General features: G+C 68.5%; 18 protein-coding genes. 11 read left to right on the top strand and 7 right to left on the bottom strand.

Features of this window, described 5'->3' with window-relative positions:
* Positions 1-18: 18 nt before the first annotated feature.
* From ACSQ9A_RS11860 to ACSQ9A_RS11870, 3 genes are read right to left on the bottom strand one after another with little or no spacing between them, the layout of a single operon-like run.
* Positions 19-444, bottom strand: a complete 426-nt coding sequence (locus ACSQ9A_RS11860) for an RNA-binding S4 domain-containing protein (RefSeq protein WP_093109148.1) — start codon at positions 442-444, stop codon at positions 19-21.
* Positions 445-449: 5 nt separating this feature from the next.
* Complete coding sequence (locus tag ACSQ9A_RS11865) at positions 450-1,862, bottom strand: sensor histidine kinase (RefSeq protein WP_436303792.1); 1,413 nt, start codon at positions 1,860-1,862, stop codon at positions 450-452.
* Positions 1,859-2,536 (bottom strand): response regulator, encoded by a 678-nt coding sequence (locus ACSQ9A_RS11870; protein WP_436303793.1) that lies wholly within the window; start codon positions 2,534-2,536, stop codon positions 1,859-1,861. Before ACSQ9A_RS11870 ends, ACSQ9A_RS11865 begins: the two co-directional genes overlap by 4 nt.
* A gap of 102 nt (positions 2,537-2,638) precedes the next feature.
* On the opposite strand from ACSQ9A_RS11870, the gene ACSQ9A_RS11875 reads away from it, so the two are divergent.
* The 6 genes from ACSQ9A_RS11875 to ACSQ9A_RS11900 all read left to right on the top strand — a co-directional run bounded on the left by ACSQ9A_RS11875 (position 2,639) and on the right by ACSQ9A_RS11900 (position 8,509).
* Entirely contained in the window at positions 2,639-3,598 is a 960-nt protein-coding gene (locus tag ACSQ9A_RS11875; protein WP_093109151.1) for a Bug family tripartite tricarboxylate transporter substrate binding protein, read from the top strand.
* Between the two features lie 77 nt (positions 3,599-3,675).
* Positions 3,676-4,236 carry a tripartite tricarboxylate transporter TctB family protein gene (locus ACSQ9A_RS11880; protein WP_436303794.1) on the top strand — a complete coding sequence of 187 codons (561 nt, stop codon included), beginning with the start codon at positions 3,676-3,678 and terminating at the stop codon, positions 4,234-4,236.
* A 1-nt stretch (position 4,237) separates the two neighbouring features.
* Entirely contained in the window at positions 4,238-5,758 is a 1,521-nt protein-coding gene (locus tag ACSQ9A_RS11885) for a tripartite tricarboxylate transporter permease (protein ID WP_093109153.1), read from the top strand.
* A gap of 108 nt (positions 5,759-5,866) precedes the next feature.
* Positions 5,867-6,235: a hypothetical protein gene (locus ACSQ9A_RS11890; protein WP_436303795.1), complete on the top strand. Its 369-nt coding sequence runs from the start codon at positions 5,867-5,869 to the stop codon at positions 6,233-6,235.
* 108 nt (positions 6,236-6,343) lie between these two features.
* The gene (locus tag ACSQ9A_RS11895; protein ID WP_436303796.1) at positions 6,344-7,414 is read left to right on the top strand and encodes an alpha/beta fold hydrolase; all 1,071 of its coding nucleotides are present in this window, start codon (positions 6,344-6,346) and stop codon (positions 7,412-7,414) included.
* A 141-nt stretch (positions 7,415-7,555) separates the two neighbouring features.
* Positions 7,556-8,509 (top strand): hypothetical protein, encoded by a 954-nt coding sequence (locus ACSQ9A_RS11900; protein ID WP_436303797.1) that lies wholly within the window; start codon positions 7,556-7,558, stop codon positions 8,507-8,509.
* Between the two features lie 6 nt (positions 8,510-8,515).
* On the opposite strand, the gene ACSQ9A_RS11905 is transcribed toward ACSQ9A_RS11900, so the two are convergent.
* Genes ACSQ9A_RS11905 through ACSQ9A_RS11920 form a run of 4 tightly spaced genes read right to left on the bottom strand, consistent with a single transcriptional unit; the run spans position 8,516 to position 14,669 of the window.
* Positions 8,516-8,881: a hypothetical protein gene (locus tag ACSQ9A_RS11905; protein ID WP_436303798.1), complete on the bottom strand. Its 366-nt coding sequence runs from the start codon at positions 8,879-8,881 to the stop codon at positions 8,516-8,518.
* A 39-nt stretch (positions 8,882-8,920) separates the two neighbouring features.
* Positions 8,921-12,046 carry an efflux RND transporter permease subunit gene (locus ACSQ9A_RS11910; RefSeq protein WP_436303799.1) on the bottom strand — a complete coding sequence of 1,042 codons (3,126 nt, stop codon included), beginning with the start codon at positions 12,044-12,046 and terminating at the stop codon, positions 8,921-8,923.
* Positions 12,043-13,194, bottom strand: coding sequence for an efflux RND transporter periplasmic adaptor subunit (locus ACSQ9A_RS11915; protein WP_436303800.1), 1,152 nt, complete (start codon positions 13,192-13,194; stop codon positions 12,043-12,045). The genes ACSQ9A_RS11910 and ACSQ9A_RS11915 overlap by 4 nt, the downstream gene beginning before the upstream one ends.
* The gene (locus ACSQ9A_RS11920; RefSeq protein WP_436303801.1) at positions 13,191-14,669 is read right to left on the bottom strand and encodes an efflux transporter outer membrane subunit; all 1,479 of its coding nucleotides are present in this window, start codon (positions 14,667-14,669) and stop codon (positions 13,191-13,193) included. The genes ACSQ9A_RS11915 and ACSQ9A_RS11920 overlap by 4 nt, the downstream gene beginning before the upstream one ends.
* A gap of 236 nt (positions 14,670-14,905) precedes the next feature.
* Here ACSQ9A_RS11920 and ACSQ9A_RS11925 point away from each other — a divergent pair, with 236 nt between their 5' ends.
* The 5 genes from ACSQ9A_RS11925 (at position 14,906) to ACSQ9A_RS11945 (ending at position 20,320) form a co-directional block, all read left to right on the top strand.
* A complete protein-coding gene (locus tag ACSQ9A_RS11925) occupies positions 14,906-16,429 on the top strand; it encodes a sigma-54 interaction domain-containing protein (protein ID WP_436303802.1) in 1,524 nt (507 codons plus the stop codon).
* Positions 16,430-16,580: 151 nt separating this feature from the next.
* A complete protein-coding gene (locus ACSQ9A_RS11930) occupies positions 16,581-17,777 on the top strand; it encodes a substrate-binding domain-containing protein (RefSeq protein ID WP_436303803.1) in 1,197 nt (398 codons plus the stop codon).
* A 4-nt stretch (positions 17,778-17,781) separates the two neighbouring features.
* Entirely contained in the window at positions 17,782-18,615 is an 834-nt protein-coding gene (locus tag ACSQ9A_RS11935; protein ID WP_436303804.1) for an ABC transporter ATP-binding protein, read from the top strand.
* A complete protein-coding gene (locus ACSQ9A_RS11940; protein ID WP_436303805.1) occupies positions 18,612-19,340 on the top strand; it encodes an ABC transporter ATP-binding protein in 729 nt (242 codons plus the stop codon). The genes ACSQ9A_RS11935 and ACSQ9A_RS11940 overlap by 4 nt, the downstream gene beginning before the upstream one ends.
* Positions 19,337-20,320: a branched-chain amino acid ABC transporter permease gene (locus ACSQ9A_RS11945; protein WP_436292508.1), complete on the top strand. Its 984-nt coding sequence runs from the start codon at positions 19,337-19,339 to the stop codon at positions 20,318-20,320. Before ACSQ9A_RS11940 ends, ACSQ9A_RS11945 begins: the two co-directional genes overlap by 4 nt.
* The last annotated feature ends 25 nt before the right edge of the window (positions 20,321-20,345 follow it).

Below are 20,345 nucleotides of genomic sequence, written 5' to 3' on the forward strand. Positions count from 1 at the left end.
CGAGAGGGTACGCGATGTTCAACTGTCGTCGGGATCCAGCGATGCGCTCCAGCGGCTGTCCCAGTCGACGCGGCGCGCCTGGTCGAGCTCGCGCCGGTCGCGCTTGGTGGGCCGCCCCTGTTCGATGCTGAGCGCCGGCTCGCTGCCCATGCGGCGCTGCTCGCGCGCGGCCGCCTGCGCCGCCAGGCTCTCGGGCGTTTCTTCGTAGAGCTGCTGCGCCACCGGCGCCGGGCCGCGCTGGCCACTGAGGCCGCGCACCAGGACGATGCGCGTCAGGGCGCCGAGCCGCATCGCCACCGTGTCGCCCACCTTCACCTCGCGCGAGGCCTTGGCCACGTCGCCGTTGACCTGCACGCGGTTCTTTGCGATCTCTTCGGCCGCGAGCGAGCGGGTCTTGAAGAAGCGTGCGGCCCAGAGCCACTTGTCGATGCGAAGTCGATCCATGTGCTTCAAGTATCGCGCGCCAGCGGGAGATGCACGACGGCATCCAGCCCGACATGCTGTCCGCTGGCTTCCCGGTTGTCGAGTGCGATGCGCCCGTCCAGCGCGAGCACGATTTCGCGGCAGATCGCCAGCCCGAGTCCGGAGCCGCTGGCCAGGTCGCCGGCCGCGAAGGGCGCGAAGAGGCGCTGCCGCAATTCGTCGGAGATGCCGGGTCCGTCGTCGCACACGCCGAGCACCGCCATCTCGCCCTCGGCATGCACGCGGACCGCGAGCGCGCCGCCGCGGGGGCTGTGCTTGATGGCGTTGTGCAGCAGGTTGCGCGCGAGTTCCTGCAGCATCCAGCGGTGCGCGCGCACCCATACCGGCGCCGCGTCGACCGAGAGCTCGAAGTCGAGTGCCTTGTCCGCCAGCAGCGGCGACAGGTCGAGCGCCACCTGGCGCACCGCCTCGCCGAGCTCCAGCGTCGCCGACTCGGGCTGCTGCCGCAACTGCTCCACCTTGGCGAGCGAGAGCATCTGGTTGGCAAGCAGGGTCGCGCGCTCCACTGTTTCGCTGATCTCGCCCAGCGCCTGCGCGGTCGGCACGTCGCCGCGGCGCGCCGACTGCACCTGGGCCTTGAGCACGGCCAGCGGCGTGCGCAGCTGGTGCGCGCTGTCGCGCACGAAACGCTTCTGGTGGTCCAGGAGCCGCTGCAGCCGACCCATGACCCGGGTGGTGGCGTCGACCAGCGGGCGCAGCTCGCGCGGCGCATCGGGTGCGTCGATCGGCGAGAGGTCGTCGGCGGCCCGGGCCTCGATGGCTTCGCCCAGCTCGCGCACCGGCCGGGTCGCGCGCTGCACCACGAACACGGTGACCCCCGCGATCACGCCCAGCAGCACCAGCTGGCGCCAGAGCGTGTCGATGAGCAGCTTGCGCGCCAGCGTCTCGCGCAGCTCCAACGTCTCGGCCACCTGAACCACGGCCATGCCGCGCCCGCGCGCGCTTGCCACCGGCTGCAGCAGCACCGCCACGCGCACCGGCTGCTCGCGGAAGCGTGCATCGTAGAAGTCCACCAGCGCCGCATAAGGCGGCCGGTCCGGCAGCTTGCCGCGCCAGAAGGGAAGTTCGGCAAAGCCCGAGATCATTTCGCCGTCCTGCGCCGACACGCGGTAGAACATGCGGCTCTTGTTGTCGGCCTCGAAGGCTTCGAGCGCGGAGTAGGGGACGATGGCGCGCAGCGACGCGGCCTCGTCATAGCCCTCCACATCGAGCTGCTCGCCGATGGTCTTGGCCGAGGCGAGCAGCGTGCGGTCATAGGCGGTGGTCGCGGCCGCAAGGCTCTGGCGGTAGAGGCTCACGCTGTTGATCACGATGAACAGCGCGACCGGCGCCAGGATGCCGACCAGCAGCCTGGCGCGCAGCGAGAAGGGCCGGATCATCGTTCTTCGCGCAGCAGATAGCCCAGGCCGCGCAGCGTCATCAAGGCGGCGCCGGTGCCGGCCAGCTTCTTGCGCAGCCGGTAGACGACGACCTCGATCGCTTCGTACTGCACGTCCGTCTCACCGGGAAAGACCAGCTCGAACAGGCGTTCCTTGCTGACCGCGTGACCCGGCTTGACCATCAGCGCCTTGAGCAGCGCGAGCTCGCGCGGCGTGAGCTCGAGCACCTCGGCGCGGTGGTAGATGGCGCCGCTGTCGGCTTCGTAGCGCAATCCGCCGACCTGCAGCTGGGTCAAGGCCTCGGGCCCAGCGCTCCGGTGGCGCCGGTGCAGGGCGCGGATGCGCGCTTCGAGTTCGTCGAGGTCGAAGGGCTTGGGCAGGTAGTCGTCGGCGCCTGCGTTGAGGCCGACGACGCGGTCGCCGACCGTGCCGCGCGCGGTCAGGAGCAGCACCGGCGTGCGCAGGCCTTCGGCACGCGCCTGCGCCAGCACCTGCAGGCCGTCCAGCGTGGGCAGGCTGAGGTCGAGCGCCACCACGTCGGGCTCGAGGGCGCGCCATTGCGCGAGCGCCTCCGCGCCGTCGCCGCAAAGACGCACGTCGATCATGCGGCGCCCGAGCGTGCGCTGCAGCGTGGTTTGCATCGACGGATCGTCTTCGACTAGCAGCAGCTTCATGGCCGGAATTTCGGTGTTTACCCCAGTGTGCCGGACAGCCAACTGACAGCGGGGCGGCGCATCATAGCGGGCGTTCAGCTTCCTAGATCCAAGGAGACATGCATGCGTCGAGATACCTTTCTGAAGTCCCTGGCCGCCCTGGCCGCCACCGGTGCCTTGCCACTCTCGGCTTGGGCCGGCCCCAACGTCAAGATGATGATCCCGGCCAATCCTGGCGGCGGTTGGGACACCACGGGCCGTGCGCTGGGCAAGGCGATGACCGACAGCAAGCTCGCCGACACGGTCACCTACGACAACAAGGGCGGCGCCGCCGGTGCGCTCGGCCTGGCCCAGTTCGTCAACGGCTCCAAGGGCGACCCGAATGCGCTGATGGTGATGGGCGCCGTGATGCTGGGTGGCATCATCACCGGCAAGCCGCCGGTCAACCTCTCGCAGGCCACGCCGATCGCGCGCATCACGAGCGAGTACAACGTGTTCGTGCTGCCGGCGAGTTCGCCGCTGAAGACCATGAAGGATGTGGTCGAGCAGCTCAAGAAGGACCCGGGCAGCGTCAAGTGGGGCGGCGGTTCGCGCGGCTCCACCGAGCACATCGCCGCGGCCATGATCGCGCAGAAGGTCGGCGTCGATCCGTCCAAGATCAACTACGTCGCCTTCCGCGGCGGCGGCGAAGCCACGGCGGCCATCCTGGGCGGCAACGTCACCGTCGGCGGCAGCGGCTACAGCGAGTTCGCCGAATACATCAAGACGGGCAAGATGCGCGCCATCGCCGTCACCTCCGGCACGCGCCTGCCCGGCAGCACCGTGCCGACGCTCAAGGAGCAAGGCATCGACGTCGAGATCGGCAACTGGCGCGGCGTCTACGGCGCGCCCGGCATCACGGCCGAGCAGCGCAAGGCGTTGACCGACCTGGTGCTGGCGGCGATCAAGACGCCGACCTGGGCCGAGGCCATGAAGAAGAACGACTGGACGCCGGCCGTCCTGTCGGGCGAGGCCTTCGCCAAGTTCGTGGACGACGAGTTCGCGAGCCTGCGCGCGACCATGATCAAGTCCGGCATGGTCTGAGCGCGCATTCGCGAAAGCGCGGGAGCACGCCCGGCGGCGTGCTCCTTTCTTCCTTGACCAACGCGAGGTCCAGAACAATGTCCAACATCGACCCCCTCTCGAGCGGATACGCGTCGCTCGAGCCCCAATCGCCGCCGCCTGCCGTCTGGCCGCAGACGCTGGTCGGCGTCGGCATCCTTCTCACCGGCCTGGCGCTCGGCTTCGGCGCGATCGGCATCTCGTCCGAGGCCGGCTACGGCGGCGTCGGCCCCAACTTCCTGCCCTGGCTGGTGTCGGTCGCGCTCACGGTGTGCGGCGCCTGGATCATCTGGGAGTCGCGCACCGGCGGTTTCCGCGAGATGGATGCGCCTTCCGGTGCGGTGCAGACCTACTGGAGCGGCTTCGCCTGGGTGACGGCCGGGTTGCTGCTCAACGCGGCGCTGATCACCACCATCGGCTTCATCCTGAGCTGCACGCTGTGCTACCTGTTGGCCGTGCAGGGCCTGCGGCGCGCGAGCGGCCAGGCGGCCGTCAATGCGCCGCGCACCTGGACCACCGACATCGTGACCGGCCTGCTGATCTCGGCACCGGTGTTCTGGCTCTTCACCAAGTTCCTGGCGATCAACCTGCCGGGCCTGACGACCACGGGATGGCTCTGACATGGACATCTTCAATGCATTGATGCAGGGCTTCGCGCTCGCGATCACGCCCGTCAACCTGCTCTGGTGCCTGGTGGGTTGTGCCCTCGGCACGGCCGTCGGCGTGCTGCCCGGCATCGGCCCCGCGGTGGCAGTGGCGATGCTGCTGCCGATCACCGGCAAGGTCGACATCACGGCCTCGATGATCTTCTTCTCAGGCATCTACTACGGCGCCATGTACGGCGGCTCGACCACCTCCATCCTGCTCAACACGCCGGGGGAAACGGCGAGCATGGTGACGGCGATGGAGGGCAACAAGATGGCCAAGAGCGGCCGCGCCGGCGCCGCGCTGGCCACCGCTGCCATCGGCTCCTTCGTGGCCGGCAGCATCGCCACCGTGGTCGTCACGCTGTTCGCGCCCTTCGTGGCCGACTTCGCCGTCCAGCTCGGGCCGCCCGAATATTTCCTCTTGATGGTGCTGGCCTTCACGACCGTGAGCGCCGTGCTCGGCAAGAGCACGCTGCGCGGCATGACGGCGCTCTTCATCGGCCTCGCAGCCGGCTGCATCGGGCTCGATCAGATTTCCGGCCAGGGGCGCTACACCGGCGGCATTCCCGAGCTGCTCGACGGCATCGAGATCGTGCTGGTCGCGGTCGGCCTGTTCGCGGTGGCCGAGGTGCTCTATGCGGTGCTATACGAAGGCCGCGTGGTCGAAAGCCAGAACAAGCTGAGCCGCGTGCACATGACGGCGCGCGACTGGAAGCGCTCGATCCCGGCCTGGCTGCGCGGCACCGCGATCGGCGCGCCCTTCGGCTGTATTCCGGCCGGCGGCACCGAGATCCCGACCTTCCTCAGCTACGCGACCGAGAAGAAGCTGGCCAAGGACCCGGACAGCAAGGCCGAGTTCGGCACCAAGGGCGCGATCGAAGGCGTGGCCGGCCCCGAAGCCGCCAACAACGCGACCGTGACCGCCGCGCTGATCCCGCTGCTCACCCTCGGCATCCCGACCTCGAACACAACGGCCATCCTGCTCGGCGCGTTCCAGAACTACGGCATCCAGCCCGGGCCGCAGCTCTTCACCACCTCAGCCGCGCTGGTGTGGGCGCTGATCGCGTCGCTCTACATCGGCAACGTGATGCTGCTGGTGCTGAACCTGCCGATGGTCGGCCTGTGGGTCAAGCTGCTCAAGATCCCGAAGCCGCAGCTCTACGCCGGCATCCTGATCTTCGCCACGGTCGGCGCCTACGGCATGCGCCAGAGCGCCTTCGACCTGGTGCTGCTCTACGTGATCGGTGTGCTGGGCGTCGTCATGCGGCGCTTCGATTTCCCGACCGCGCCGGTGGTGGTGGGCATGATCCTGGGCCCGCTCGCCGAAGCGCAACTGCGCAACGCGATGTCGATCGGCGAGGGCAGCGCGGCGGTGTTCTTCCAGCGGCCCATGTCCTTCGTGCTGATCGTGGTCGTGCTGGCGGTGCTGATCCTGCCGCGCGTGGCCAAGGCGATGGCGGAGCGCAAGGAGCGGCGCGCGGGCGCTGCGGCCTGAAGCGGCGGGTCCGCTAAGCTACGATCTCTTCGCCGCTGCGCTGATCGCCAAGCCACAAGGCTGGCGAGCGGCGCGCGTGACGGCGGTGTTTGGTCTTGGCGCGAGTTCTTGAAGCCGGACCACAGCCATGCACAAGATCTCACCATGAGTCGACAACCCCTGCGAATTCGATTGGGCAGCCGCTGGACCTTCTTTACCTACTCGCGTACCGACGTGCGCTTGCTCGGGACCGTTCAGGAAGGCATGCAGATCGGCGCATTGGCGCAGATGGAGGACGGCTCCTATGTGCAGATCAATGGCGACGTGGTTCGTGTGCTCAATACCAGCCGCGTCAAGAAAGCCCTGGGGCGCGACTTCGAGGCGCATGTTCCGAGCCAGTCCGGCCATCGAACGCCGCCGCTCGTGGTTCCGACCGTTGTCGTCAAGAAACGTCGCCTTGTCCAGCGACCCGTGGTGCGAGCCGCTGACGAAGAATGAGATTTCGATCCCGGATGACGTGGCGCGCATGCTAGAGCGCGGCTGACAAGCCGATCCCGCCATGGCACCATAACCCTCCGCTGGCACTGCCCAGCCGGGGGTGATGGGATGCCGCTGAAACAGCAGATCCGCTTCTGCACCGCGCCCGACGGCGTGCGGATCGCCTATGCCACGAGCGGCAGGGGGCCGCCCCTGCTGAAAGTCGGCAACTGGCTCTCGCATCTCGAGTTCGACCTCACCAGCCCGGTCTGGGGCCACGTCCTCGAGATGCTGTCGTCCCGCAACACCCTGGTGCGCTATGACCAGCGCGGCACCGGCCTGTCGGACCGGGAGGTCGAGCAGGTGAGTTTCGAAGTCTGGCTGCAAGATCTGGAGACGGTGATCGATGCCGCCGGCCTCGAACGCTTTCCGATGCTCGCGATCTCCCAGGGCGTCAGCCTGGCCATCGCCTACACGGCGCGCCATCCCGAGCGGGTGAGCCGCCTGGTGCTGCAGGGCGGCTATGCGCGCGGGCGCAGGAAGCGCGGCGGTGGGCGGGTGCTCGACGAGGAAGCCGAAACGCAGGCGAAGCTGATGGAGATCGGCTGGGGCCGTGCGGATGCGGCCTTCCGCCAGTTCTTCACGAGCCAGTTCCTGCCCGAAGGAACGCCCGAACAGCATCAGTGGTTCAACGAGCTGGCGCGCGTGTCGACCTCGCCCTCCAACGCGGCGCGCACCTTGCGGGCCTTCGACAGCATCGACGTGTCCGACCTGCTGCCGCAGGTGCATTGCCCGACGCTGGTGCTGCATGCCACCGGCGATCTGCGCGTGCCCTTCGACGAAGGCCGCCTCATCGCGGGCGCCATCACGCAAGCCCGCTTCGTGCCGCTGCACAGCGTGCACCACCTGATGCTCGCGCAGGACGAGGTCTGGCCGCTGTGGGTCGAAGAGGTGCGGGACTTCCTCGGCACCGTCGATGCCGGGGCGCAAGACCCGGCGCTCGCACGCCTGACCGCACGCGAGCGCGAGGTGCTGGAACTCATTGCGCAGGGCCGCGACAACACCCAGGCGGCGGCGGCGCTGCAGCTCAGCGAAAAGACGGTGCGCAACCACATCACCAGCATCTTCGCCAAGCTTGAAGTCGAAAACCGGCCGCAGGCGATCGTGCTGGCCCGCAACGCCGGTTTGGGACGCGGCTGAGGCCTACCCCGGACCGTGGTCCCGGGCTTTGCGTGTCGTGCGGCCCGCCGAACGCGATTTCCGGGACCACCACCTCATGGTCCCGAAGGCTGCTTCTTCGAACAATGAGTTCATCCCCTGACGCGTTCGAAGGAGCCCACCATGCAGTCCGTACAGACCGTGTCGTCCCAGGCGACATCCACCCTCCGCTATGCCCGTTGCATCGAGAACTCGAAGCGCATCCGCTGGGACATCGATCGCGACGTGATCCGCCAGCGCGAGTTCGGCGCGGCCGACAAGTTCCCGCCCGACGGGCTGACGCTGCTGCAGGAGCGCCTCGCTTTCCTGAGCTCCGGCGAGCGGCGTTTCCTGAACCGGATCCAGGGCCGCACCTACGCCAACATGTTCGGCCTGCTCGAACGCTTCGTCGGCGCCAAGATTCTCGAAGTGAGCCGCGATCACTGGCTGGGCGACCAGGTGGCGCTGGAGGCGCTGGTGCGCTTCACCGACGAGGAGCTCAAGCACCAGGAGCTGTTCCGCCGCATCGAAGGCCTGGCCGCGCGCTGCATGCCGGCCGGCTACCTGTTCGTGCCCGAGCCCAACACGGTGGCGCAGTTCGTGCTCGGCAAGTGCACCTGGGCTGTGCTCGCGCTGACCTGCGACGTCGAACTCATCACGCAGGTGCACTACCGCGAGAGCATTGCGGTGGATGCCGAGATCTCGGCGCTCTTCAAGGACGTGTTCCTCTTCCACTGGAAGGAGGAGTCGCAGCATGCCGTGCTCGACGAACTCGAGTGGCAGCGCGAGGACGCGAAGCTCACGCCGGAAGAACGCGATGCGGCCGTCGACGATCTCATCGCGCTGGTGGCCGGCATCGACGGCCTGCTGCAATTGCAGGCGGAGGCCGATAGTGCGTACTTCATGGCCAACAAGCCGCAGGCCGGCGTGCTGGACGCGGGCGAGGTAGAGACCATCCGCAAGACCTTGCTGGCGGCCTACCGGTGGCAGTACATCCACTCGGGTGCAGGCCAGGCGCGCTTCGGCGAACTGCTGACGGGGCTGATCACGCCTGCGCAGGGCCAGCGCATCCAGGCCGCCCTGGCCGGACTGCAATGATGCCGGCTAGCGAGGCGCGGTGCGATCGGCCGGCAGCACGATGGTTGCGCGGCCGTCGCGCGAGCGAACCGCATCGGAGCCGCTGGAGGGCAGTGGCGCGCCGGCCGGGCTGACGATCGTGGCGCGGCCGTCGGCGGAGGGCGCCGTGACGTCCGTTGGCGGGCCGCCGAGGGCGCGGTCCAGCGCGTTGCCGGCGGCGCGGATGCAGGCTTCGCGCGCCGGCGCCGGCAGCGTGCCGCTGTTGCAGGCCGCGATCTCTCTTTCGTAGCGTTGCCGGGCCTGCACCTCTTGGGCCGATTGGGCGCCTGCGGCCGTGGCCGCCGCCAGCAGGACGGCGCAGAACATCGCGGCAGGAATGCGCTTCGGGTTCATGGTTTGCCTCCGTGTGGGATCACGATGGCCCATGCTGCCTCAGTTCGGCGCCGGCTGCTGCTTCAGCGGCGGCGCCCCTTCCGGCGCATCGGCAGGGTCGGGCGCGCGGCCGCGGATGCGCGCGACCGTGCGCTTGATCCAGTGTTCGATGTCATCGATGTAGGTGAACACCGCCGGCACCACCAACAGACTCAGCACGGTGGAGGTGATCAGGCCGCCGATCACCGCCATCGCCATCGGCGCGCGGAAGCTGGAATCGGCCGCACTCAGCCCGAAGGCGATCGGCGTCATGCCGGCACCCATGGCCAGCGTGGTCATGATGATCGGCCGCGCGCGCTTGTGGCAGGCGTCGCGCAACGCGTCCCAGCGGCTCATGGCGTGGTCGCGGCGAGCGACGATCGCGTATTCGACCAGCAGGATCGAGTTCTTGGTCGCTACCCCCATCAGCATGATGAAGCCGATCATCGAGGGCATGGAGAGCGCCTTCTGGCCGATCAGCAGGCCGAGGAAGGCGCCGCCGAGCGCCAGCGGCAGCGCGCACAGGATCGTGACCGGGTGCAGGAAGTCCTTGAACAGCAGCACCAGCACGATGTAGATGCACAGCACGCCGGTCAGCATCGCCAGGCCGAAGCTCGCGAACAGCTCGCTCATCATCTCGGCGTCGCCGACCTCGGCCACCCGCACGCCGGGCGGCAGGTTCTGGATCGAGGGCAGCTTCATCGCCGCGGTCTTCGCATCGCCCAGGCCGACGCCCGAGAGCTCGATCTCGAAGTTAACGTTGCGCGAGCGGTCGTAGCGGTCGATCACAGCCGGGCCGCCTTCCATCGTCAACGTGGCGACCTGGCCGAGCATCACGGGCCCGTTCTTGCCGGGCACGCTGAGCCGTTCGAGCAGCGCGAGGTTCTGGCGCGCCGAGTCCTCGAGCTTGACCACGATCGGCACCTGGCGCTGCGCCAGGTTGAGCTTGGGCAGCGCCTGGTCGTAGTCGCCCAGGGTCGCGACGCGCAGCGTCTCGGCGATGGCCGAGCTGGTGACGCCCAGGTCGGCCGCGCGCGCGAAGTTCGGGCGCACCGCGATCTCGGGACGGATCAGGCTCGCGGTCGAAGTGATGTTGCCCAGGCCGGGAATGGTGCGCAGGTCCTTCTCGACCGCGCGCGCCGCGCTTGTGAGCGCCGCCGGGTCTTCGCCGGTCAGCACCAGGATGTACTTCTCGCCCGAGCCACCCAGGCCCACGGTGCTGCGCACGCCGGGCAGGGTCTCGAGCGCCCTGCGGATCTCGTTCTCGATGCCCTGCTTGCGCGGCCGGTCGCCGCGGTCCGCTAGCTTGATGGTGAGCGTGGCCTTGCGCGTTTCGGGCGTGCCGAAGTTGGCGAAGGGATCGCCGCCCGCGCTGCCGCCGCCCACTGTGGTGTAGACGCTCTTCACATGCTCGACCGCCATCACGCGTTGCCGCGTCTCCTCGGCCATCGCCATGGTCTGGGCCAGCGTGGCGCCCGGCGGCAGCGACAGATAGACCTGGGTCTGCGAGTTGTCGTCGGGGGGGATGAAGCCGGTCTTGAGCAGCGGGATCATCGCCACCGAGCCGAAGAAGAAGAGGGTGGCCAGCACCATGGTGGTGAAGCGGTGCCGCAGGCTGCGCTCGGCCAGGCGCATGTAGAAGGCGAGCCAGCGCGGCTCCTTCTCGGCGCCGACCAGGGGCTTCAGGATATAGGCCGCCATCATCGGCGTCAGCATCCGCGCCACCACCAGCGAGGCGAACACCGCCAGCGAGGCGGTCCAGCCGAACTGCTTGAAGAACTTGCCGGCCACGCCGCTCATGAAGGCGGTGGGCAGGAACACCGCGATCAGCGTGAAGGTGGTGGCGATCACCGCCAGGCCGATCTCGTCGGCGGCCTCCATCGCCGCCTGGTAGGGACTCTTGCCCATGCGCAGGTGGCGCACGATGTTCTCGACCTCCACGATCGCGTCGTCCACCAGGATGCCGACCACCAGCGAGAGCGCCAGCAGCGTGACCACGTTGATCGAGAAGCCCAACAGGTACATGCCGATGAAAGCCGGGATCGCCGACATCGGCAGCGCCACGGCCGAGACGAAGGTGGCGCGCCAGTCGCGCAGGAACAGCCACACCACGAGCACGGCGAGCAGGGCGCCTTCGTAGAGCAGGTGCAGCGAGCCGTCGTACTCTTCCTGCACCGGCTCGACGAAGTTGAAGGCCTCGGTGAGCTGGATGTCCGGATGCTGCGCGCGCAGCTCGGCCAGCGCCTTCTGCACCGCGCCGCCGACCTCGACCTCGCTCGCGCCGCGGCTGCGCGCGACTTCGAAGCCGACCACCGGCTTGCCGTCGAGTAGCGCGGCAGCGCGCGGCTCGGCGATGGTGTCGGAGACGCGCGCCACCTGGTCGAGCCGGATGCGGCGGCCGTCCGAGAGCGGGATCTGCATGTCCGCCAGCTCGTCGGCCGAGCGCACGGTGGCCAGCGTGCGCACCGGCTGCTCGCTGCCGCCCAGGTCGGTGCGGCCACCGGCGCTTTCGGTCTGTACCTGGCGCAGCTGGCGCGAGATGTCGGCCGCGGTGGCGCCGAGCGCCTGCAGCTTGCCCGGATCGAGGTCGATGTGCACCTGGCGCGTGACGCCGCCCACGCGGTTGACGGCGCCGACGCCGCTGATGGCGAGCAGCTTTTTGGTCACCGTGTCGTCGACGAACCAAGAGAGCCCCTCCGGGTCCATGCGCGAGGAGGCGATGGTGAAGGCCAGCACCGGCTGGGCCGCGAAGTCGAGCTTGCTGATTACGGGGTCGCGCACGTCGGCCGGCAGGTCGGCGCGCACGCGCTGCACCGCGGAGCGCACGTCGTCGACCGCTTCCTGCACCGGCTTCTCGAGGCGGAACTCGACGATCAGCGTGGCCGCGCCGTCCTGCACCTTGGTCGTGATGTGCTTCAGGCCCTGCACGGTGGCGATCGAGTTCTCGAGCTTGCGCGCGACGTCGGTCTCGAGTTGCGAGGGCGCGGCGCCCGGCAGCGAGGCCGAGACGGTGACGGTCGGCAGGTCGATGTCGGGGAAGTTCTGCACCTTCATCGCGTTGAAGGACAGCAGCCCCGCGAAGGTGAGCAGCACGAACAGCATCACCGCCGGGATCGGGTTGCGGATGGACCAGGCCGAGACGTTCATGGACGCTGCTCCTTGTTCGGCAAGGCGTCCACCACCCGCACCAGGTCACCGTCGTTGAGGAAGCCGGCGCCCTGGACCACCACGCGCGCATCGGCCGGCAGCCTGGTCGTGATCTCGACGCGATCGCCGACGCGGCGGCCGGTCTCGACCTTGAGCTGCGCGACGCGGTTGTCCGGCTGCAGCAAGAGCAGATGGTTGAAACCGTCGCGCGGCACGATCGACGCCTGCGGCACGGTGAGCGCGCTGCTGCGGCCGAGCTGGAAATCGCCGCGCGCGAACATGCCGGCCTTGATGCCGGTGTTCTCCAAAACGTTGGGAATGTCGACGTACACCAGCGCCGCGCGCGTCTGCGGATCGACCGTCGGCGCGATGCTGCGCACCTTGCCGCTGACCTGGGCGCCGCTGGCGCTGATGACGATGGCCGGCGTGCTGACCGCGACGCGGCTCAGTTCGGCCGAGGTCACCTCGGCGCGCCATTCGAGCCGGCCCTGGCGGATCAGCCGGAACAGCTCGGTGCCGGCGCTGAGCACACTGCCTACGGTGGCGGTGCGCGAGGAGATCACGCCGTCGTCGGGCGCCAGCACCTGCGTGTTGCGGCCGCGCACCTGCTGCGCCGCGAGCACGGCCTCGGCCGCTTCGACGCGGGCCTTGGCCGTCTGCTCGGTGGTCTGGTACTGGTTGATCTGCTGCTGGCTCAGCGCGCCGGTGGCCTGCAGCGTGCGGGCTCGCGCGGCGTTGCCGGCTGCATCGGCGGCGGTGGCCTTGGCCTCGGCGAGCGAGGCGCGTGCCTGCGCGACGTCGGCCTGCACGGTCTCGGCCGAGAAGGTGGCGAGCACCTGGCCCTTCTTGACCACGTCGCCGACGTTGACCCGCACCTCGGCCAGGCGCAGGCCGTTGGATTCGGAGCCGATGCTGGCTTCCTGCCAGGCCGCGACATTGCCGTTGGCCGCGAGCGTGACGGTGAGCTCGCTGGTCTCGGGCTTGGCGACGGTCACGGTCAGCGCCGGCTTGGCCGGCGTTGCCGCCGCATCCTTGGGCTTGGCGGCAGCGCCCTCCGGCTTGCCGCGCGAGAACATGAACGCGGCCGCGGCGAGCAGCACGACCAAGGCGATCACGATGACGAGGGTGGAACGCTTCATTCTTTTCATGATGGCGACGTTGCTATCGTTGAGGTCGTTGTTGTCGTTGCGGATCCGGGCCGCGTCCAGCCGCCGCCCATCGAGCGATAGAGCGCCACCCAGGCCTCGGCGCGCTCGCGCTGCAGCGAGACGCGCGCGGTCTGCGCCGCGAACAGCGTGCGCCGCGAATCCTCGAGTTCGAACAGGCTGGCCAGGCCGCTCTGGTAGCGCGCGCTGGTGGCATCGAAGGAGGCCTGGTAGTTCTGCACCGCGGCATCGGCATCGCCGGCGCGCGCATCGGTGCTCTGCAGGTTGATCAGCGCTTCCTCGACTTCGCGCACCGCCTGGCGCACGTTGGCGCGGTAGAGCGCGACGGCCTCGTCGTAGCGCGCCCGCGCGGCATCGACATTGGCCGCGAGCGTGCCGCCGTCGAAGATCGGCACGCTGAGCGCGACCGGGCCGATGGTCCAGCTGTCCATCGTCTCGCGGATGCCGCTGGTGCGGATCTGCAGCCGCCCGATCGAGCCTTGCAGCGTGAGGCGCGGAAAGCGCTGCGCCAGCGCCGCGCCGGCGTCGGCGCTCGCCGCGGCCACGCCGAGCTCCGCCGAGTACACGTCGGGCCGCTGCGCAAGCGCCTCGGCCGGCACGCTGGCGACGGCCTGGACTGCCGGCAGCGGGCGATCGACCGGCGCGGCATCGAGCTTGGCCTGAAGCGTGCGCGCATCGATGCCGCTCAGCGCGACCAGCGCCTGCTGCTGCACCGCGCACTGCGCCCGCTGCTGCGTGAGGCGCGCCGACGCATCGGAGGCACCGGCGCGTGCGAGTGCGGCGTCGGCCGGCGCGGTGAAGCCGGCGCGCATCGACAGATCGTTCAGCCGTGCGGTCTCGGCACGCGACTGCGTGTCGGATGTGGCCACGGCGAGCTGGCGCCGGCAAGCGCGTTCGCCGAGGTAGGCGGTGGCGGTCTCGGCTGCGATCGAGACCCGTGCCTCGTGCCATTTCGCATCGGCGCCCGCAAGCCGAGCCTGGCTCGCATCGCGGCTCGCGCGCAGGCCGCCGAACAGGTCGATTTCCCAGCTCGATTGCAGGCCAGCCTGGATCGTCGTGACCGGCGGAATCGCGGTGAGGCCGCCGCCGCTGCTGCCGGTGCCGCCGAAGCCGCTGGTGGGCGAGTTGCCGCGGCTGGCCGATACGTTGCCCGTGAGATTCGGTGCCAGTGCCGCACCCGCAGACACGCGCGTCGCGCGCGCCTCGGCAATGCGCGCGGCCGCGCTGGCCACGCTGGGACTCGCGGCCTGTGCCGCGTCGATCAATTCGACCAGGAGCGGATCGTCGAGCTGGCGCCACCAGTCGGCCAGCACGGGCAGCGAGCCGCCATGGGGCAGGGGCGTGTGCCATTGCGCGGGCGTCGGTGCCGTCACCTGCTCGGGCGGGCGCGGCAGTGCGCAGGCCGACAGCAGCAGGGGAAGCGCGAGCCAGAGCGCGGGAAGCCGGGAATTCCTCATGAGAAAAGCGTTCCGCAAAAGTGGCGTGGCCGGCGAACCGATCGTTCGCCGCTGGGCCGGGGCGCAGCCGGGTGGGCCGTGCAAGGCGCGCAGCATAGCAAGTCTGCGAGCCTCGAGAACCATTGCCCTTACTGCAATTCGAAAAACCTCGCATCCTAACCAAGTGCTAAGAATTCATTGATGCCGAACTCGTCGGCCATTGATGCGCCGCAGGATGCGCGCGCTACGATCCGGCCATGTCCGCCGCCACCGCGCCACCGCCCGCACTGCCGCTCGATGCCGATGGCATCCTCGCGCTCGCCGCGCGCTCGATGTTCCATTTGTTCTCCAGCATCAGCCAGGGCATGTTCCTGGTCGACCGCGGCGGGCGCATCGTCTGGGTCAACGAGGGCTACCGGCGCTTCCTGCCGGCGCTGGGCTTCTCGTCCATCGACCAGTTCCTCGGCCACCAGGTGGAGGACGTGATTCCCAACACGCTGATGCATCGCGTGCTCGAAACCGGCGAGCCGATCCTGATCGACCTGCTCACCAACAAGGCCGGCACCTTCGTCGTCAGCCGCATTCCCTTGCGCGAGGAGGGCGAGGGCGGCGCGGCCGGCGCGGTCATCGGCGCGATCGGCATCGTGCTGTTCGACCATCCGGAAGACACGCTGCAGCCGCTCATCAGCAAGTTCGCGCTGCTGCAGCGCGACCTCGACGATGCGCGGCGCGAACTCGCGAGCCAGCGCAACAACCCGCTCTACCAGCAGTCGGCCGACGGCTTGCGCCGCTCGAAGTACACCTTCGCCAGCTTCATCGGCAGCAGCCCGGCGGCGGTGGAGGTCAAGCGCCATGCGCGGCGTGCGGCGCAGTCTTCCAGCCCGGTGCTGCTCCTGGGCGAAACCGGCACCGGCAAGGAGCTGCTCGCGCATGCGATCCACGCGGCCTCGGCGCGCGCACAGAAGCTCTTCGTGAGCGTGAACATCGCGGCCGTGCCCGACACGCTGCTGGAGGCCGAGTTCTTCGGCGTCGCGCCCGGCGCCTATACCGGCGCCGACCGCAAGGCGCGCGAAGGCAAGTTCAAGCTGGCCGACGGCGGCACGCTGTTCCTCGACGAGATCGGCGACATGCCGCTCGGCCTGCAGGCCAAGCTGCTGCGCGCGCTGCAGGAGGGCGAGATCGAGCCGCTGGGCTCGAACAAGCTGGTGCCCTTCGATGCGCGCGTGATCGCGGCCACTTCGCGCGACCTCGCGGTGCTGGTGCGGGAAGGGCGTTTTCGAGAAGACCTGTACTACCGGCTCAACGTGTTGCCGGTGCGCGTGCCGCCGCTGCGCGAGCGGCGCGCCGACATTCCGGCGCTGGTCGAGGCGCTGGGCGAGGACATGGCGCTGCGCAGCGCTGAGGCGCCGCCCGAGCTCACGCCCGATGCGCTGGCGCTGCTGGCCGCGCAGCACTGGCGCGGCAACATCCGCGAGCTGCGCAACGTGCTGGAGCAGGTGACCATGCGCAGCGATTCGCAGCGCATCGACGCGGCGCAGCTTGAGCGCATCCTGCGCGAGACCGGGCAGGAAAAGATTGCGGCGCCCGATGCGCTGCCGGCGGCCTCCGAAGCCGGCGACGGCAAGGCGCTGCTGCGGCCGCTCGCGCAGCAGATCGCGGAGCTGGAACGCCGGGCGATCGCCGCCGCGATGGCGGAGACCGGCGGCAACAAGCTGGCGGCGTCCAGGCTGCTCGGCATCTCGCGCGCGACGCTCTATGAACGTCTGGAAAACCCTGACTGAGAAACGTACAACTGTCTGAAATTAAGGCATTTCAAGTGTCTTGATTCCAGTCTTCCGCGTCTTCATACGAGGGAAAGTCCTTTGCCATCAAGGCGATCGTGACTGGCACGAACTGTGCAATATTCAGTCATCCCAAATCAGGAGACAAAGAATGCACCGTCGTCACATCGTCGCTATCGCGGCGCTCGCCAGCTTGGCCGCTTCGGCTCTCACGACCCCCGCCTGGGCCCAGTCGAACGAGATCAAGATCGCCCACATCTACAGCAAGACCGGTCCGCTCGAAGCCTATGGCAAGCAGACCCAGACCGGCTTCATGATGGGCCTCGAATACGCCACGGGCGGCACCATGGCCGTCAACGGCAAGAAGCTCGTCGTGATCGAGAAGGACGACCAGGGCAAGCCCGACCTCGGCAAGTCGCTGCTGGCGGCGGCCTATGCCGACGACAAGGCAGCGCTCGCGGTCGGCCCCACGTCCTCCGGCGTTGCGCTGGCGATGCTGCCGGTGGCCGAGGAGTACAAGAAGATCCTGCTGGTCGAGCCCGCGGTGGCCGACTCGATCACCGGCGACAAGTGGAACAAGTACATCTTCCGCACCGGCCGCAATTCGAGCCAGGATGCGATCAGCAATGCGGTGGCGCTCGACAAGCCCGGCGTCAGCATCGCCACGCTGGCACAGGACTATGCCTTCGGCCGCGACGGCGTGAAGGCCTTCAAGGATTCGGTCAAGAAGGCCAAGGTCGTCCACGAGGAGTACCTGCCGCAGAACACCACCGACTTCACGGCCGGCGCCCAGCGCCTGATCGACAAGCTCAAGGACCTGCCGGGCCGCAAGGTGATCTGGATCGTGTGGGCCGGCGCCGGCAACCCGTTCAAGATCGCCGACCTCGACCTGAAGCGCTACGGCATCGAGATCGCCACCGGCGGCAACATCCTGCCGGCGATGGCCAGCTACAAGCAGTTCCCGGGCATGGAAGGCGCGACCTACTACTACTTCGGCATCCCGAAGAATCCGGTGAACGAGGCGCTGGTCGCGGCCCACTACAAGCAGTTCAAGACGCCGCCGGACTTCTTCACGGCCGGCGGCTTCTCGGCTGCGATGGCGGTGGTGACGGCGCTCAAGAAGACCGGCGGCGACACCGGCACCAACAAGCTCATTTCCACCATGGAAGGCATGAGCTTCGACACGCCCAAGGGCCCGATGACCTTCCGCAAGGAAGACCACCAGGCGCTGCAGAGCATGTACCACTTCAAGATCAAGGCTGACCCGGCGTTTGCCTGGGGCGTGCCGGAGCTGGTGCACGAGATCAAGGCGTCCGAGATGGACATCCCGGTAAAGAACAAGCGCTAGCCCGATGCTCGAAACGCGCGGACTCACCGTCCGTTTCGGAGGCCATGTCGCGGTCAACGATGTCAGTTGCAGCTTTGCACCCGGCACGCTGACCGCGATCGTCGGCCCGAACGGCGCGGGCAAGACCACCTACTTCAACCTGATCTCGGGGCAACTCAAGGCGACGGCGGGCACGGTGTTGCTCGACGGGCAGTTGCTGTCGGGGCAGAGCGCCTCGGCGCGCACGCGCGCCGGGCTGGGCCGGGCCTTCCAGTTGACGAATCTCTTTCCCAATCTCACGGTGCTCGAGAACGTGCGCCTCGCGGTGCAGGCGACACGCGAGGGCGCGCACCGGCGCGGGCTCAATCTCTGGAGCATCTGGAGCGATCATCGCGCGCTGACCGAGCGCGCCGATGCGATCCTGGCCGAGGTCGCGCTCAAGGCCAAGGAGCATGCGACGGTCGCAAGTCTGCCCCACGGCGACCAGCGCAAGCTCGAAGTCGCGCTCCTGATGGCGCTCGAACCGAAGGTCTTCATGTTCGACGAACCGACGGCCGGCATGAACGCGGCCGAGGCGCCGGTGATCCTCGACCTGATCCGCGCGCTCAAGAAAGACAGGACGAAGACCATCCTCCTGGTCGAGCACAAGATGGACGTGGTGCGCGAGCTGGCGGACCGCATCATCGTGCTGCACAACGGGCAGCTCGTGGCCGATGGCGAGCCGTCGGAGGTGATCGCTTCGCCGATCGTGCAGGAGGCTTACCTCGGCTTGCCTGCGGCTGGCGCCGAGGACGCTTCGCGACATGTGACCCCCCCCATCCCGGCCTTCCCCCGCGCGGGGGAAGGAGCAACACCATGAGCCATCCAGCCTTGTTGCAACTCGAAGGCGTCCATACCCACATCGGCGCCTATCACATCCTCCACGGCGTCGACCTTGCGGTGCCCCGCGGCCAGCTCACGATGCTGCTGGGCCGCAACGGCGCCGGCAAGACCACCACGCTCAGGACCATCATGGGCCTGTGGCATGCGTCCGAAGGCCGCGTGCGCTTCGGCGAACAGGACATCACTGCGCTGCACACGCCGCAGATCGCCGGGCTCGGCATCGCCTACGTGCCCGAGAACATGGGCATCTTCTCCGACCTCACGGTCAAGGAGAACATGCTGCTCGCGGCGCGCGCGGCCAAGAACGCCGAGCAAATGGACGACGCACGCCTGAAGTGGATCTTCAAGCTCTTCCCCGCGGTGGAGAAATTCTGGAATCATCCGGCCGGCAAGCTCTCGGGCGGCCAGAAGCAGATGCTCGCGGTGGCCCGGGCGATCGTCGAGCCGCGCGAGCTGCTGATCATCGACGAGCCCAGCAAGGGTCTCGCACCGGCCATCATCAACAACATGATCGACGCCTTCAGCGAGCTCAAGAGGAGCGGCGTCACGATCCTGCTGGTCGAACAGAACATCAACTTCGCGCAGCGCCTGGGCGACACCGTGGCCGTGATGGACAACGGGCGCGTGGTGCACAGCGGGACGATGGCGGCCTTCTCGGCCGACGAACAACTGCAGCAATCGCTCTTGGGGCTGGCACTATGAAACTCGACTTCGACTGGAAGCCGATGGCGCTCGTGCCGGTGATCGCGCTGATCGCGTTCCCGCTGACCGGCTCCTTCTCCACCTGGCTCACGCTCACCGTCGCCGGACTCGCGATGGGCATGATCATCTTCATCATCGCCTCGGGCCTGACGCTCATCTTCGGCCTGATGGACGTGCTCAACTTCGGCCACGGCGTGTTCATCGCGCTGGGCGCCTTCGTGGCCAGCACGGTGCTCGGCGGCATGAGCGACTGGACCGGCTCGCAGGAGCTGTGGCGCAACCTGGTAGCGGTCTTCCCCGCCATGCTGGTCGCGATGGCGGTGGCCGGCGCGGTCGGCCTGGCCTTCGAGCGCTTCATCGTGCGGCCGGTCTACGGCCAGCACCTGAAGCAGATCCTCATCACCGTGGGCGGCCTGATCATCGGCGAAGAGCTGATCAAGATGATTTGGGGCCCGGGACAACTTCCGTTGCCGCTGCCTGATGCACTGCGCGGCTCGCTGCTGGTGGGCGATGCGGCGATCAGCAAGTACCGCATCCTTGCGGTGGCGGTCGGCGTCTTCGTTTTCGGGCTCCTGGCCTGGACGCTGGGCCGCACCAAGATCGGCTTGCTGATCCGCGCCGGCGTGCAGGACCGCGAGATGGTCGAGTCGCTCGGCTACCGCATCGGGCGCCTGTTCGTCGGCGTGTTCGTGGTCGGCAGCGCGCTCGCGGGACTGGGCGGCGTGATGTGGGGCCTGTTCCAGCAGAACCTCATTCCGCAGATGGGCGCGCAGGTCAACGTGCTGATCTTCATCGTGATCATCATCGGCGGCCTGGGCTCGACCACCGGCGCGCTGATCGGCGCCTTGCTGGTCGGCCTCATGACCAACTACACCGGCTTCCTGCTGCCGACCGCGACGCAGTTCGCCAGCATCGCGCTGATGGTGGCGGTGCTGCTGTGGCGGCCGCAGGGCGTGTACCCCGTCGCCAGCAGCCGTTGATCCTTCGACACGCTCAGGACTCAGG

The organism is Variovorax sp. LjRoot290 (genome assembly GCF_964253985.1).
Taxonomy (GTDB): Bacteria; Pseudomonadota; Gammaproteobacteria; order Burkholderiales; family Burkholderiaceae_C; genus Variovorax.

What these genes read in the sequence shown, in the direction of transcription:
- ACSQ9A_RS11945 (WP_436292508.1), top strand. Translation starts at nt 19,337, where the DNA reads ATGAAACTCGACTTCGACTGGAAGCCGATGGCGCTCGTGCCGGTGATC.
- ACSQ9A_RS11895 (WP_436303796.1), top strand. Translation starts at nt 6,344, where the DNA reads ATGCCGCTGAAACAGCAGATCCGCTTCTGCACCGCGCCCGACGGCGTG.
- ACSQ9A_RS11865 (WP_436303792.1), bottom strand. Translation starts at nt 1,862, where the DNA reads ATGATCCGGCCCTTCTCGCTGCGCGCCAGGCTGCTGGTCGGCATCCTG.
- ACSQ9A_RS11875 (WP_093109151.1), top strand. Translation starts at nt 2,639, where the DNA reads ATGCGTCGAGATACCTTTCTGAAGTCCCTGGCCGCCCTGGCCGCCACC.
- ACSQ9A_RS11910 (WP_436303799.1), bottom strand. Translation starts at nt 12,046, where the DNA reads ATGAACGTCTCGGCCTGGTCCATCCGCAACCCGATCCCGGCGGTGATG.
- ACSQ9A_RS11940 (WP_436303805.1), top strand. Translation starts at nt 18,612, where the DNA reads ATGAGCCATCCAGCCTTGTTGCAACTCGAAGGCGTCCATACCCACATC.
- ACSQ9A_RS11860 (WP_093109148.1), bottom strand. Translation starts at nt 444, where the DNA reads ATGGATCGACTTCGCATCGACAAGTGGCTCTGGGCCGCACGCTTCTTC.
- ACSQ9A_RS11900 (WP_436303797.1), top strand. Translation starts at nt 7,556, where the DNA reads ATGCAGTCCGTACAGACCGTGTCGTCCCAGGCGACATCCACCCTCCGC.
- ACSQ9A_RS11870 (WP_436303793.1), bottom strand. Translation starts at nt 2,536, where the DNA reads ATGAAGCTGCTGCTAGTCGAAGACGATCCGTCGATGCAAACCACGCTG.
- ACSQ9A_RS11935 (WP_436303804.1), top strand. Translation starts at nt 17,782, where the DNA reads ATGCTCGAAACGCGCGGACTCACCGTCCGTTTCGGAGGCCATGTCGCG.
- ACSQ9A_RS11920 (WP_436303801.1), bottom strand. Translation starts at nt 14,669, where the DNA reads ATGAGGAATTCCCGGCTTCCCGCGCTCTGGCTCGCGCTTCCCCTGCTG.
- ACSQ9A_RS11885 (WP_093109153.1), top strand. Translation starts at nt 4,238, where the DNA reads ATGGACATCTTCAATGCATTGATGCAGGGCTTCGCGCTCGCGATCACG.
- ACSQ9A_RS11925 (WP_436303802.1), top strand. Translation starts at nt 14,906, where the DNA reads ATGTCCGCCGCCACCGCGCCACCGCCCGCACTGCCGCTCGATGCCGAT.
- ACSQ9A_RS11905 (WP_436303798.1), bottom strand. Translation starts at nt 8,881, where the DNA reads ATGAACCCGAAGCGCATTCCTGCCGCGATGTTCTGCGCCGTCCTGCTG.
- ACSQ9A_RS11930 (WP_436303803.1), top strand. Translation starts at nt 16,581, where the DNA reads ATGCACCGTCGTCACATCGTCGCTATCGCGGCGCTCGCCAGCTTGGCC.
- ACSQ9A_RS11915 (WP_436303800.1), bottom strand. Translation starts at nt 13,194, where the DNA reads ATGAAAAGAATGAAGCGTTCCACCCTCGTCATCGTGATCGCCTTGGTC.
- ACSQ9A_RS11880 (WP_436303794.1), top strand. Translation starts at nt 3,676, where the DNA reads ATGTCCAACATCGACCCCCTCTCGAGCGGATACGCGTCGCTCGAGCCC.